Annotated in this window: 10 protein-coding genes and 2 pseudogenes; 8 read left to right on the top strand and 4 right to left on the bottom strand. The window is 55.0% G+C overall.

Annotation, left to right across the window (positions count from 1 at the left end):
• Positions 1 to 35: 35 nt before the first annotated feature.
• Positions 36 to 1631, bottom strand: coding sequence for a GMC family oxidoreductase (locus H8F22_RS03145; protein WP_032904492.1), 1596 nt, complete (start codon positions 1629 to 1631; stop codon positions 36 to 38).
• A 291-nt stretch (positions 1632 to 1922) separates the two neighbouring features.
• On the opposite strand from H8F22_RS03145, the gene leuC reads away from it, so the two are divergent.
• Both leuC and leuD read left to right on the top strand, forming a co-directional pair.
• Complete coding sequence (gene leuC / locus H8F22_RS03140; protein ID WP_020300863.1) at positions 1923 to 3335, top strand: 3-isopropylmalate dehydratase large subunit; 1413 nt, start codon at positions 1923 to 1925, stop codon at positions 3333 to 3335.
• A 6-nt stretch (positions 3336 to 3341) separates the two neighbouring features.
• Positions 3342 to 3986 carry a 3-isopropylmalate dehydratase small subunit gene (leuD, locus tag H8F22_RS03135; protein ID WP_020300862.1) on the top strand — a complete coding sequence of 215 codons (645 nt, stop codon included), beginning with the start codon at positions 3342 to 3344 and terminating at the stop codon, positions 3984 to 3986.
• Between the two features lie 14 nt (positions 3987 to 4000).
• Here the strand turns inward: leuD and H8F22_RS03130 are convergent, their stop codons facing one another.
• A complete protein-coding gene (locus tag H8F22_RS03130) occupies positions 4001 to 4747 on the bottom strand; it encodes an IclR family transcriptional regulator (RefSeq protein WP_032904489.1) in 747 nt (248 codons plus the stop codon).
• A 264-nt stretch (positions 4748 to 5011) separates the two neighbouring features.
• Here H8F22_RS03130 and H8F22_RS03125 point away from each other — a divergent pair, with 264 nt between their 5' ends.
• From H8F22_RS03125 to H8F22_RS03100, 6 genes and pseudogenes are all read left to right on the top strand, one after another.
• Positions 5012 to 6400 carry an MFS transporter gene (locus tag H8F22_RS03125; protein ID WP_020300860.1) on the top strand — a complete coding sequence of 463 codons (1389 nt, stop codon included), beginning with the start codon at positions 5012 to 5014 and terminating at the stop codon, positions 6398 to 6400.
• Between the two features lie 18 nt (positions 6401 to 6418).
• Positions 6419 to 7465, top strand: a complete 1047-nt coding sequence (locus H8F22_RS03120) for a cupin domain-containing protein (RefSeq protein ID WP_020300859.1) — start codon at positions 6419 to 6421, stop codon at positions 7463 to 7465.
• Positions 7462 to 8319: a fumarylacetoacetate hydrolase family protein gene (locus H8F22_RS03115; protein WP_020300858.1), complete on the top strand. Its 858-nt coding sequence runs from the start codon at positions 7462 to 7464 to the stop codon at positions 8317 to 8319. The genes H8F22_RS03120 and H8F22_RS03115 overlap by 4 nt, the downstream gene beginning before the upstream one ends.
• A complete protein-coding gene (locus H8F22_RS03110; RefSeq protein WP_077748053.1) occupies positions 8316 to 9491 on the top strand; it encodes a 3-hydroxybenzoate 6-monooxygenase in 1176 nt (391 codons plus the stop codon). The genes H8F22_RS03115 and H8F22_RS03110 overlap by 4 nt, the downstream gene beginning before the upstream one ends.
• A gap of 104 nt (positions 9492 to 9595) precedes the next feature.
• A complete protein-coding gene (locus H8F22_RS03105) occupies positions 9596 to 10858 on the top strand; it encodes an OprD family porin (RefSeq protein WP_077748054.1) in 1263 nt (420 codons plus the stop codon).
• Positions 10859 to 11216: 358 nt separating this feature from the next.
• Positions 11217 to 11454, top strand: a pseudogene (locus H8F22_RS03100) (transposase); the annotation flags it as partial.
• A gap of 46 nt (positions 11455 to 11500) precedes the next feature.
• Here the strand turns inward: H8F22_RS03100 and H8F22_RS03095 are convergent.
• A pseudogene (locus tag H8F22_RS03095) lies at positions 11501 to 12324 on the bottom strand (site-specific integrase); the annotation flags it as partial.
• Between the two features lie 429 nt (positions 12325 to 12753).
• Positions 12754 to 13404: a hypothetical protein gene (locus tag H8F22_RS03090; protein ID WP_194939750.1), complete on the bottom strand. Its 651-nt coding sequence runs from the start codon at positions 13402 to 13404 to the stop codon at positions 12754 to 12756.
• Positions 13405 to 13448: the final 44 nt, after the last annotated feature.

Genomic DNA, 13448 nt, shown 5'->3' with positions numbered 1-13448 from the left:
TCGAATTCAGTGGATGTTTATGAGCGTCACGCAGATCAGCGAAAGTAATCTTCACAGAGCATTTTGGCAGCGTGCAGGGCCAGCGCCTGAGTGGGCGCGTTGGTGTTGCCGCTAGTAATGTTGGGCATGATCGAGGCATCGATGACACGCAGATGCTCCACGCCTTTCACACGCAGGCGACCATCAACGACGGCACCTTCGTCCTTGCCCATGCGACAGGTGCCGACCGGGTGCCACATGGTGGTGGCGACGCGTTTGACCCATTCGCCAATCTGCTCATCGGATTGCACGCTGGGACCCGGTGAGACCTCTTCGTCGATCACCGGCGCTAGCGATTCCTGAGTCAGGACATGGCGCATGGCTTTCACCGACTCAACGGCCACTTTCAAATCGTATTCGTGGCCGATGAAATTTGGGTTGATCAGCGGCATAGAGGTAGGGTCAGCGTCAGCCAAACGTACCCAGCCGCGGCTTTTAGGCTGAAGCACCACTAACTCGAAGGTCACGCCGGGGCGCGTACCGGTAGGGCTCAAGCCGTCTTTGGAAATGATTGGTACGTGATAGCACTGAACGGTAGGGTCGCCCTGTAAGTTCAGGGGATCCCAATAGCTGACCGTCTCGATACCGCTGCCTGCGGCCGGGCCGTCTTTGGTCAGGATGTAGCGGATCCCTGCCTTCAGCGTCCCAAGGCCCTGGGCAACGCTTTGATAGCCCAAGTTCCCTTTCACATAGGCGCTGAGCGGTACGATAGGGTGGTCATGTAGGTTTTCGCCCACGCCGGGGGAATCGACCATCACCTCAATGCCGAATTCCTGCAACTGGGTCTTGGGGCCTATGCCGGAATGCATGAGAATCTTCGGGCTGTGTACCGCCCCGGCGCTGAGTATGACCTGCTTGCCCTGGATTTGCTGCGTAGTCCCGCCCTGGAGTATTTCGACCCCTACCGCGCGGTGGCTATCGATCAGCACCCGAGTGACCGTTGTGTTCGCCAGCAAGGTGACGCGGCCACTCTCCAGATGACGGCGCAGGTGCGCGACTACGGCACTGCAACGGCGACTGTTCTCGATGTTCGATTGCACCGGTGACACACCGATCTGGCTGGCGCCGTTGTAATCCGGATTGTAGGGCAGGCCGTATTCCTGAAATGCCTTCAGGCAATACTGGTTCAGTTCGTTGATCCCTTTGGGCAGCTGCACGGCCAGATTGCCTTGGGTGCCATGATGTTCATCATGGAACGTGTCGTTTTTTTCTTGCTCGATGAAGGCACGCCACATGCTGGCGTGATTCCAGTCCCCGTCGCCTGCGGTGGCTTCGTCCCACGCATCGAAGTCGCGTTTTTGGCCACGCACATACGCCATGGCATTTACCGACGTGCCTCCCCCCAACACCTTGCCGGAGCGAAAGCGTCGCTCAGTACCATGCTGGGCGACGGTGGAATGGGTCCACACGTGTTTATCCTTGGCCAGGATGGTGCCGAAGCCGGCTGGAATATGGATCAGCGGGTCGGAATCCTTGCCGCCGGCTTCGATCACGGCAATGCTGGCCCGACTGTTCTCGGCCAGATAACTGGCCACCACGCATCCGGCTGCACCACTTCCTACAATCAGCACGTCAAAGCTTTTAGTTGTCATATTTACCCACTGCGGATCGCTCTTGAACGGATGAGTATTGAGGGGGGATAGCGCACTGCCTATCAGACATCGCTATCAAAAGCCGAGATCAGGAATCGTTTAAGCGGGCGCTTTCGCTGTTCAGATTTTACAAATCTGAACAGTACAGTTGGACAACACATAGTACTTTGCCACTCTTTAAAAATCAAAAATAGCGCATTACGATAAAAGCGCTCTATATTGTCTGAGCAAGCTTGCCTACAATCCGGCCAGGCAGGTCCGTAATGATCGATCTGACAAGAGGAGCCTCCAGTGCCCAAAACGCTGCTGCAAAAACTCTGGGAAACGCACGTCGTACGTCATGACCCGGACGGTTCGGCGATGCTTTACATCGATCTGCAGTTGATCAATGAAGTCACCAGCCCCCAGGCTTTTGAAGGTTTATCGGCAGCGGGGCTGAACCCTTGGCGAAGCGGCACGATCATCGCCACCTCGGACCACAATGTGCCGACTAGGGACTTGGCTCTGGGCATTCAGGATCCGGTAGCGAAAATTCAGGTTCAGACGCTTGAGCGTAACTGCGATGACCTGAACCTGCGCCACTTTAAAATGGGTGATCAAAGGCAGGGCATTTTGCATGTCATCGCGCCTGAATCTGGCGCCAGTCTTCCGGGAATGACCATCGTCTGTGGCGACTCTCATACCAGTACCCATGGTGCTTTCGCGGCCTTGGCATTTGGCATCGGCACTTCCGAGATCGAGCACGTTCTCGCCACCCAGTGCCTGCGTGTTTCACCCATGGCGGCGATGAAGGTTCAGATCGACGGCGAATTGCAGCCGTTCGTGACCGCAAAAGACTTGGCCCTGAGCTTGATTCGCAAAATCGGTACTGCGGGGGCCACCGGTCATGCAATCGAGTTCACGGGCAGCACGGTCAGTAGCATGTCCATGGAAGCGCGGATGACCCTTTGCAATATGGCAATCGAAGCCGGAGCTCGCGTCGGGCTGATCGGTGTAGACGAGACCACACTGGCCTACCTGCACGGCCGACCTCATGCGCCGCGAGACGCAGGCTGGGAGGCCGCCGCTACGTTTTGGCGCACGCTTCACAGCGACCCTGGGGCAATTTTCCAACAGGTGGTGAACCTGGATGCAGCAAAAGTTGCCCCTCAAGTTTCATGGGGAACTTCTCCGCAAATGGTGTGCGATGTTCTAGAAAAGGTGCCCGACCCCGCGGACGAAGTAGACCCCGCTAAACGTCAGGCCTTGGTCAGCGCGCTCGACTATATGGGGATTACAGCGGGCACAGCCATCGTTTCAATCGAACTCGACAAGATTTTCATAGGCTCCTGCACCAATGCACGCATCGAGGACCTGCGGGCAGCTGCCCAGGTTGTAGTCGGTCAAAAAGTATCCACGCGTATCAAACAAGCATTGGTGGTGCCGGGATCAGGACAGGTCAAAGCCATGGCTGAAGCCGAGGGCTTGGACAGGATATTCATCGACGCTGGGTTTGAATGGCGCGAGCCCGGTTGTTCGATGTGCTTGGGAATGAACGAGGACCGGCTGCTCCCTGGGGAGCGTTGTGCATCTACGTCCAATCGCAATTTCGAGGGGCGTCAGGGGCAGGGTGGCAGAACTCACCTCGTGAGCCCGGTCACTGCAGCAGCGGCGGCCCTGGCAGGACATTTCGTTGATATAACCGCTGCCCAGATAAGGAGTTGAAAGGCCGTGAAACCATTCAAGCAGTTTTGTGCAGTAGCGGCGCCGCTTGATCGAATCAATGTGGACACGGACGCCATTTTGCCGAAGCAATTCATGAAATTGATCAGCAAATATGGCTATGGCGATTACCTGTTCGATAACTGGCGTTATCTAGACCAAGGCCAACCTGGGGACGACTGCTCGGTACGACCGCTCAACGAGCAGTTCATGCTCAACCAGCCCCGGTTCAAGTCAGCGCAAATCCTGCTGTGCCGAGATAATTTCGGTTGTGGTTCGAGCCGCGAGCACGCGCCGTGGGCCTTGCGTGATTTCGGGTTCAAAGCGCTGCTCAGCACCAGTTTCGCAGATATTTTTTATGGCAACTGCCTTAAGAACGGCGTGCTGCCCATCGTGTTGACCAAGGATGAAATGGATCACCTGTTCTCACTCGCGGCCCGTGATGCTGCGTTGCAACTTGAGATCAATCTAGCGGACCAAACCGTTTCCCAGCCTGAGGGCGTGATCTACCGTTTCGAGATCGATGCATTCCGCAAAAAATGCGTGATGTTGGGGCTCGATGAAATCAGCCTGACGCTCGCTCAAGCCGACGACGTGCGCTTATACGAAAGCAAGCGACGCGCCACCGAGCCTTGGCTGTTTCCAGAGAGCTGACGGCGTTGTGTATTTCATGATCCAGAAGACGCCAACACCGTCATTTTCTGCGTCATCTCGGCCCCGGCCTTCGCAACAATAGGCGCGAGCAGTGTTCTGACTTCCGGGGAGGCATCGACGACGGGTATCACGATGCTGATGCTGCCGATCACCCGTTTATCGTCAAAAACGGCGGCTGAAATACCCGCAGCGCTATTGCCCAATTCGCCTGAAGTGATGACTACGGACTCGTTTCTCAGCGATCTCAGTGTCTGCTTGACTTGCGCCCAATTGGCCCCAAGGCCAAAGCGCTCGAATTCGCCCGTTACGCCTTCGTAGTAGGGTTTGACCTGGCGCAATGGCAGGTGCGCCAGGATGACCTTTGAGGCTGCGCCTTGGTAAAGGGGCCTTGGGAGGCCGCGCTCATAGCTGATGTCTTGCTTGAAACGGGTGGTGAACTCCTCATGCACGCACATGACGTGCTCTTGGAAGTACCGGCATAAAATCGCGATGCTGTCAGCGGGGGCCGCATTCAGCATGTCACCCATGACCAACCTTGCAGCCTGGATCATCGGATCACCCAACCGCATTTTTCTATCCAACGCGATGATTGCTGGGCCCAGCACGTAGCGCCCCGGGGTAAAGGCGCTGATGTATCCGGCACCCGACAGGGTTCGAAAGTAACGGTACGTATGGCTCGCCGATAGTCCTAACTCGATCGCCGCTTCGTCCACAGACCAATCAGATTTGCTGTCTCCACTGAACAATTCGAGCAGGCGCATCAAGCGATCCTGGGAGCTGCCTTTGGGATCTTCTGCGCCTGAGACTTGCATGGCTGACGCGCCGGTTACCTGCTGCTTTATCAACCCTGCCCCCTTAGAAAGGTGTGCTTGACGGAGCCCGCATGTTACCGCCAAGCTCGACCACGAGGTGAGTAAAAACAAAAATAGCGCCATAAGATAAAAGCGTTGACACTTTTTGGAAAAAACATAATTATCGTATTACAACAAATAATACAAAACACCTTAAGGTGTGAGGGTTCCATCATGAGCCAGCTAGCGCAGCCATCGTCCCCCGTCCTCGACATCGCCCCTATTCTCGATCACGGAGAGTGGACGTCCTATCAAAAGCGAATTCTCTTCTTGGTCGCCCTCGTCATGGTGTTCGATGGCGTGGACGCGCAGGTGCTTAGCCTGTCGCTGTCCTCCATTTCAGCCGAATGGGGTATCAGCCGCGCAGCCTTTGCACCGGTGCTTGGATTCAGTTTCGTGGCCATGGCACTGGGGACGGCCCTCGGGGGCCTGTTGGGCGACCGCATCGGCAGAAAATGGACCCTCATCGCGTCCAGCGTAACGTTTGGCCTGATGACGTTATTGGGCGCGCTCGCCGATGACATCGTCTTTCTGGGCGTCTGCCGAGTGATTGCATCGTTGGGCATGGGAGCAGCCATGCCTAACGTCACGGCAATGCTGGCTGAGTACACACCTTTGCGCCGGCGCAGCCTTGCCCTCGCCATCGGGATGAGCGCGTTGCCTTTTGGCGGTATTGTCGTTGGCCTGTTAGGGGCGCAAATTCTTCCTGCCCTTGGCTGGCGCAGTTTTTTCGTGATTGCGGGGTGTGCGCCGTTGATCGTCGCGCTGACGCTGATCATTGGCGTCCCAGAGTCGCTGAGATTTCTGGTGGCGCGCGGCATCAAGCCGGCAGCGTGCCTGAACATCATTCGCCACCTGGGGCATGCGGTGTCATTGACCACCACGTTGGAGGACAGCGGCGAAGCGGCTGCAGTCAAGAAGGCTTCGGTGCGAACGTTAATGGCCAGCGAATATGCCGGCGACACACGGGTTCTGGCGGTCGCTTTCTTTACCGTGATTCTGTCTAGCTACCTCATGTTTACCTGGTCCCCCTCCCTGTTCGTCGAGGCCGGTTACAGCGTCAGTATGTCCAGCGCAAGTATGGCGTTGTTCAGCCTCGGTGGCCTGATTGGAGGGGTGGGCGGCGGCTGGCTGTTCAGTCGCTTCGGTTCGCGCAAAACCATGCTCTGCATGGCGGCGGGGGCGTTGGCCTGCTGCGCTGCGCTGATGGTAACGCCGTTGCAACCTGCTGCGAATTCGCTCCCTATCATCACCGTTAGCCTGCTGCTGCTCGGCCTCTGCGTACCGGGCACACAAGCAATCCTATTCGTGCTGGCGGCGCAGATATTCCCTACCTCAATGCGTGCAAGTGGCGTCGGTTTGCCCGCAGCTTTCGGACGGCTGGGCGCGGTGCTGAGCGCTTTCATCGGCCCCTGGATTCTTGCCAGCACAGGCACTCGGTTCTTCGGTTTTATAGCAGCCATGATGTTGATTCTTTTTGTCGCGCTGACCCTCGTCCGTCGCCACATCGCACGGACCGCAAACCAAGACCGTAGCGATGCACGGCTGAACGAAGTTCGATAGATAGGTAAGGAGATATTTGTGAGTAACAATGCCTTTAGAGATCACATTGCCCATGACAACATGACGCCCCTCTGGGAGGTATTGCGCGGGCTTACCCCGCGCGAGCCCAAGCAGACGGCGGACCCCGTAATCTGGCGCGCCGAAACCATTCGCCAAAATATGAAAATGGCCTGTGAGGTCATCTCCGCCGAAGATGCGGAGCGCCGTGTGCTTGTCCTAGAAAACCCTAAGTTTCGGGGCAAGTCGCAGATAACGTCATCCCTCTATGCGGGTATTCAAATGATCCTGCCCGGGGAGGTCGCCCCCAGTCATCGCCATACGGCGTCTGCGCTAAGACTGATTTTAAGTGGCCAGGGTGGGTTCACTACGGTGCATGGCGAAAAGGTACTAATGAACCCGGGTGACTTTGTCATCACGCCCACGAACGTTTTTCATGACCATGGTGCGCAGGGCACGGAACCTGTGATGTGGCTGGACGGCCTGGATGTGCCTGTTGTGCAAATGCTCAACGCCGGTTTCTCTGCTGATGACCCGAATCTACGTCAGGCCCTGACACGCCCGACAGGCGACTCCAATGCGCGATTCGCCGCTGGCCTGAGACCTGTAGGCGACACCCACGGCGGCCCCGTCAGCCCACTTTTTCACTACCCCTATTCGCGCACGCGTGCAGCGCTTGAACAGTTGTCGCTCGTCGATGAGTGGGACGCGTGCAACGGTTTCAAACTGATGTTTACCAACCCAACGAATGGGCTGTCCCCGATTCGCTCGATGGGTGCCTTTATGCAGATGTTCCCAGCAGGGTTCAAGGGCACGAGCTTTCGTGAAACCGACGGAGCTGTTTGCTGCGTGGTTGAAGGCAGCCTGCGCGTTCAGGTCGGTGACCAAACGTGGACAGCCTGCAAGGACGACGTATTTGTTGTTCCGGGTTGGGCATGGCGTTGTTTTGAGGCGGACGAGCAATGCGTACTGTTCAGCTTTTCCGATCGACCGTTGCAAGAACACCTCGGTTTTTGGCGCAGCGAAATCAATCCGAGCGCAACTACTACACCAGGAGAAAAACCATGAAAATTTGTCTGTTTAACGATAACCGTTTGGGCCTGATTGAGGGCGACATTGTCTATGACGTTTCCCAAGCACTGCGTATTTTGTCACCTGCCCGTTATCCGTTTCCGCGCCATGACCTGCTGATCGCTAACCTGGCCGAGCTACGCCCCGAAATCTCGCTTGCCAAGGGAAGCGCAGCGGTCTTCAAGTTAAGCGATGTCGAGCTGCTTAGCCCCGTCGGTAACCCAGGCAAAATTGTGGCTGCGCCTGTCAACTATCAAGCTCACCTTGATGAAGCCATCGCAGACACGGAGACGTTTACACGTGCCAATGTCCGAAAAATCCAGGAGACGGGCCTCTTCCTGAAAGCTACCAGCTCGCTGATCGGTGTCAGTAAACCGATTGTGATTAATCTTCCAGAGCGCCGTACCGATCACGAAATCGAGCTAGTCGCTGTTATTGGCAAGCGTGCCAAGGATGTGAAGGCGAAAGACGCACTGGCCTATGTTGCCGGATACAGCATTGGCCTGGACATCACGATCCGCGGGCCTGAAGAGCGAAGCTTGCGCAAATCGTTGGACACTTACTCGGTGTTGGGGCCATGGCTTGTCACGGCTGATGAGCTCAGCGACCCACAGGGCTTGGAGTTGCTGCTGGAGGTTAATGGTGAGAAACGCCAGCACGCCAATACTCGGGATTTGATCATGAACGTGGCAGAGCTGATCGAATTCGCCTCGACCTATTACACACTTGAGCCGGGTGATTTGTTGTACACCGGAACGCCCGAAGGTGTGGGTCCCATTGTTCACGGTGATCAGATCAAAGCACGAATTGAAGGGATTGGTGAAATTGTTGTCGAGGTCGTGTCGTCATGAGCCTACAAGATCCAATTGTAATCATTGGGGGGGGCATTGGTGGTCTGGCAGCAGCGCTGGCACTCTCACATAAGGGCTTCAAAACGCTCTTGATCGAACAGGCCGAAGAGTTTCGCGAAGTCGGTGCGGGGATCCAGGTGGGCCCTAACGGTTTTCGCGTGTTGGAGACGCTCGGCGTTGCTGATCAAGTACGCGAACTGACCGTGTTACCCGATGATTTGATCTTCATGGACAGTGTCAGCGCTGAGATGGTTACCACCATCCCGACAGGCGCAGCGTTTCGGGAACGTTTCAAGTATCCCTACGCCTTGGTGCATCGTGCGGACCTGCATTCGGTTCTTCTGGCCGCGTGTCGCGAGTCCGCTGATGTCGAATTCAGGATCGCCACAAAAGTGGTGGGCTACGAAGATGATGGCCTGTCCGTATGCGTGACCACTGACCAAGGTGAAACCATTCGGGGTTGCGCACTGATTGGCGCAGATGGATTGTGGTCGAAAGTCAGAGAGAAAATTGTCGGTGACGGTGCGCCTGTGGTCTCCGGGCACATTGCGTACCGGGCGGTGTTGCCCATTGAGGACGTGCCGCTTGAGTTTCGACGCAACTCGATGATTCTTTGGGGGGGGCCAAAGTCCCACCTGGTCCAGTACCCGCTTCGAGGTGGAAAACTATTCAACCTGGTGGCAGTCTTCCACAGCGACCGCTATGTAGAGGGTTGGAACACCGAGGGCGACCCTGAAGAATTACGCCGTCGGTTTGCCGGCACGTGTGACACCGTACAAACGCTCCTGTCCAAAATTGAAAGCTGGCGGATGTGGGTATTGTGCGATCGTGAACCCGTGAAAAACTGGAGTCAGGGACGTACCACACTTCTGGGCGATGCAGCGCATCCCATGTTGCAATACCTTGCACAAGGGGCGTGTATGGCGATGGAGGATGGCGTCGTACTCGCACAGGAGATCGAAAAGTGTCAGGGTGATTTTGAGTCGGCTTTTAAAGCCTATCAGGCTCGCCGATACCTTCGCACGGGCCGTTGTCAGGTCATGGCACGTGTTCATGGTGAGTTCTACCACGCCGAGGGAGTTGCGGCCGAACTACGTAACAACATGCTCGGCACCCGTACTCCTGAACAGGCGTATGCCGGTCTCTCTTGGTTGTATGACGCGGTAATTTAGAAATCCAGTGACGATCAATTATTCAACGGTGCTCAGTTGCCGGGTTGATCGTCGCTTTCAGCTGCACGCAATGATCATTCTATAAAAATAAAAAGGGTGAAATCGTGAACAACAAAAATTGCGCGCCACTCGTGTGGCCGGCGTTACTGTATTTTTGTGCGCCGGGCTTGGCATGGGCTGAGGATTCGGATTTTTTTAAAGATTCAACCGCTACACTGCAAGCCAGAAATTACTACTTTCAACGCAACTACTTAGATATTCGTGGGACCGAGAAACCCAAGGCTGAAGAGTGGGCTCAAGGCTTCATTCTTAATTTCAAATCCGGTTATACCCCAGGTACTGTTGGGTTTGGTATCGATGCTGTTGCCACCTTGGGTCTCAAACTCGATAGTGGCCGTGGGCGGGTAGGGACGGGCTTGCTGTCTATCAAGGATAGCGGGGCCCCTGCCGACGATTACAGTCGTTTGGGGCCAACCTTAAAAGCCAGGTTTTCTAAAACCGAGCTGAGACTGGGTGAACTTCAACCCGACATTCCCGTGTTGCCCTTCAGCGACATTCGGTTGCTTCCACCATCCTATCAGGGTGTCTCCTTTTCCAGTAGCGAACTTGCTGGACTGACCCTTCAAGGCGGGCGTATCAAATCGACTAGCCTTCGAAATGAAGCCGGGGACGAAAAATTGATCGCCATGTTGGGCTATATCCCGCAACGCGCGTCGCCCAGTGATGCCTTTAATTATATGGGGGGTGACTATAGTTTTAATGAGTCACGTACCACCGTCAGTGGTTGGTACGCCCAACTGGAGGACATTTACCGGCAGAGTTATGTTGGCATTAAGCATAAGCAGTTAGTGGGGCGTTGGTCACTAAGCGGTACGTTGGCACAGTATGATGCTGTTGAAGATGGTGATCACCTAATCGGGAAGGTCGATAACCGCGCTCTGTATGGCACACTCGGGGTGGCAAGGTCCGGGCATGCTGTGACCGTAGGGTACCAAAGAATGTACGGTGACACCGCGTTCCCCCGGGTGTTCGCCAATATTGCGCCCTTGGCCAATGAACTGCCCACTTATGACTTTTCATCACAAGACGAGGTGTCTTATCAGGTGCGTTACGACTATGACTTTGCGGCGGTGGGGGTACCGGGCCTGCTGTTTTCGACTAGATACGTCGTGGGGAACAACGTTGAGACAGGGCGCGGCTATGAAGGTAAAGACAGCGAACGCGATATCGATATGTCTTATGTTTTCCAGAGCGGGCCTGTCAAGGGATTCGGCATCAGGCTTCGCGACGCGGTAGCGCGGTCTAATTACAGAACTGATATTGACGAGTATCGCGTCGTCCTCAGTTATACCTGGAAGCTCCTATAGCGTTGCGTTCGCCCCAGCCCTGCGTGCCAACATCAGGCTTAACCCCAGGACCCGTGCGCGGTCACTGTGGGTCTTCTGCTCAGCCCCCCCCCCCCTCGCGGCTGCACCCCACTACTTAGTGGGGGGAAGGTTTTGCAGGAGCTTGACCTTGCTTGTTAGCACGGTCAGTACAGTCGATATCCACGCGCGATCCTGGGACACCCAAGGAAACTGTGAGCACTGTCTGGATGTGTTATCCCACAAAGTTTTGACTGGCTCTGGTACGAGTTCCCGGGGGAAACACGACCCAAGAATGGCAGTCGTGGATTTCACGCTAGATGTCCGCTTCTCGCGGATTTCTATAGCTAGATAGGCCGTCCGTCCGTCGATTGATCTTGAACTGATGATCTGCATGCTGGACGTGGGCTATTGCTACGGCATTCGCTCAGAGCCGCGATTGTGCGAAGGCCCATTGAATATGGCGTATCGCTGGTTCTGCCGGTTGAGCCTTGAAGATGAAATACCCAATCATTCGACGTTTTAAAAATCCACACGGCCGTTTTCGCGACAGCGATCTCTTTCGCTGGTTGTTTAATGAAGTGCTGGGTCGCTGCATGGACGTAATCTACGAATCTATGAGAACTCAGCACTAATGATGCCGGCTTATGAAAGTGGTAGTGATCCAGTGGCGGCGTACGCTGGAAAAGACATCATTGATTCGGTCGGTTGATGATCGTAAGTGGAGGACAAAACTGCACTGGGTCGATCACCCAGCAGGTTCCAAGCGCGCTTCTTTTCTTCGGCGTAATCATGATACAGGTAGTGACGTCTCACCCGAGATCCGGCCAGTACATGGTTTTGGCACCGATCGATAACATCCAGGCTGACTCCCAAAGCCTGCATCATGGTCGCGCCCATGCGGCGCAGGTCATGCGGCGTCCAGTCGCCGTTCTGGCCGTCGGCAAGGACCAGCGTGTCGTCATGGCGCCGTCGTGAGAGGGCCTTACGGTTTTTGAAGCGGACCTGGCTATCACCCACCTCTTTGCTCACCACTTTCACATCATCCTGCTTGTTGGGAAATCACCACTGAGAGTCTCCCATGAGATCTTGAGTTCCTGAAAGAAATGCAGGGCAAAGGGTGAGAGGAAGACATGGTGGTCCTGTTTCTTGCCGCGAGTGCCTTTGACATTTTCGCTGGGAAGGAGCCACGTCTGCTGGTCCAGATCGACATTTTTCCATTCGGCCTGCAGCAACTCGCCAATCCGGCACAGCGTGCCCAGGCTGATCCAGAGCGCGAGCTGGGTTTCTTTCTTTAGTGGACGAATGCCTTCGTACTTTTGACCGGCGGGGAGGGCGCTGTAATCGAGGGTCATTTGCTGGAAGCGGTTATGCAGTTCCAGCAGTTCCAGCAACTCAGCAGGTGAAAGGATGCGGCTTCGTTCTGCCTCGTAGTCGGCAGGGATCAATGGGGTGATGTCGACCAGCTCAGCTTGATGATCGTCCGTCCGATTGGCTACGGGTAGAATCCAGTAGCTTGGCTTGGAATCACTCTTTTTTTGCTCTTGATACACTATGAAAACAAGTCCAGAATTGAGTCCATTCCTGCTTCAGGAATAAAAGAAACCCCTTAGATTTCAATGGGTCGGACGCAAGATTCGAGTCTCGTTTCCCGCTCCAATTATTGATCTACAGGCTTCTATTGAGGTCTGTAGAAACTGAAAAAAGAGGCTTCGACCTCTTTTTCTGTTCCAGCGGGAATCACTGAAGTCCAGCACCATCCAGTACTTTTAAGTCCAAAATTGAGTCCAGGAATTCTGCCGAGTGCTTGATCGGTTTGCCTCACGCTTCAGTCACCTCAAGTAATCCCAGGAAATGGGTGGCTCCCATCCATCAACGGCCCGATGGCACCGTCTTTCCTAATATCCTGAATCTGTCGAGAAGGCGATCGGTATACCAAGTGAATTGGAGGAGATTTCAATTTTCAGCTCGATCAATTCGGCCAGATTTTCAAAAAAACGATCTCCTTCGACGGAATCAAAGTCCGCGAATAAAACGACGTCCGCGCCAGCATCATGTGATTTTATGCGGACCAATTGTGTGAGTAGCCCGGCCATTAACTGCTCGGCTAGGTGTTCCGACAAAATTTCGCCAAAACCTAATGAATGATAAAGCGGGCGAACGAATACGGCGTCGAGTGAGAACAAGAACCTCAACGGTCCCTGTGTTTCGGATTCGCCGTCCAGATCTTCACTTCCATGGCTACGGTACCGACAAAGTCCAGCGAGCTCCTTGTTTATCCAAAGCTCCAGATTCTCGGCATCGATAAAGTAATTGTCGTTTAGAGGAGACCCCGCGGCAGCGATTTCCTTCACAAGAGGAGACTTTTCTTCATTCGTTGCCATACCGATCGAAATAAGGGCGTTCCAATGCTGTGTCCCATCGTAGGTGCTGTGCTGGAAAATGCTCACGCAACGTTTTTGGGGGCCCAGGGCATCGTCCTGGTGCCAGGGCTCAAGATCCGTCAGTCTCTCTGGATACTGCCCGTCAAGCTTTGTTGTGTGATTCATAGCTCACCCCGTGTGGAAAAATAAGAGCTTACGGTCGACGGACG

Source organism: Pseudomonas mucoides, from assembly GCF_015461845.1.
In the GTDB taxonomy this organism is placed as follows: domain Bacteria; phylum Pseudomonadota; class Gammaproteobacteria; order Pseudomonadales; family Pseudomonadaceae; genus Aquipseudomonas; species Aquipseudomonas mucoides.
The sequence above is the reverse complement of the archived record's forward strand: the minus strand, read 5'-3'. Positions and strand labels throughout refer to the sequence as shown.

Excerpts from the sequence above, each read along its gene's own strand:
- H8F22_RS03145 (WP_032904492.1), bottom strand. The coding sequence starts at position 1,631 with ATGACAACTAAAAGCTTTGACGTGCTGATTGTAGGAAGTGGTGCAGCC.
- H8F22_RS03115 (WP_020300858.1), top strand. The coding sequence starts at position 7,462 with ATGAAAATTTGTCTGTTTAACGATAACCGTTTGGGCCTGATTGAGGGC.
- H8F22_RS03125 (WP_020300860.1), top strand. The coding sequence starts at position 5,012 with ATGAGCCAGCTAGCGCAGCCATCGTCCCCCGTCCTCGACATCGCCCCT.
- H8F22_RS03090 (WP_194939750.1), bottom strand. The coding sequence starts at position 13,404 with ATGAATCACACAACAAAGCTTGACGGGCAGTATCCAGAGAGACTGACG.
- H8F22_RS03130 (WP_032904489.1), bottom strand. The coding sequence starts at position 4,747 with ATGCGCCTGCTCGAATTGTTCAGTGGAGACAGCAAATCTGATTGGTCT.
- H8F22_RS03110 (WP_077748053.1), top strand. The coding sequence starts at position 8,316 with ATGAGCCTACAAGATCCAATTGTAATCATTGGGGGGGGCATTGGTGGT.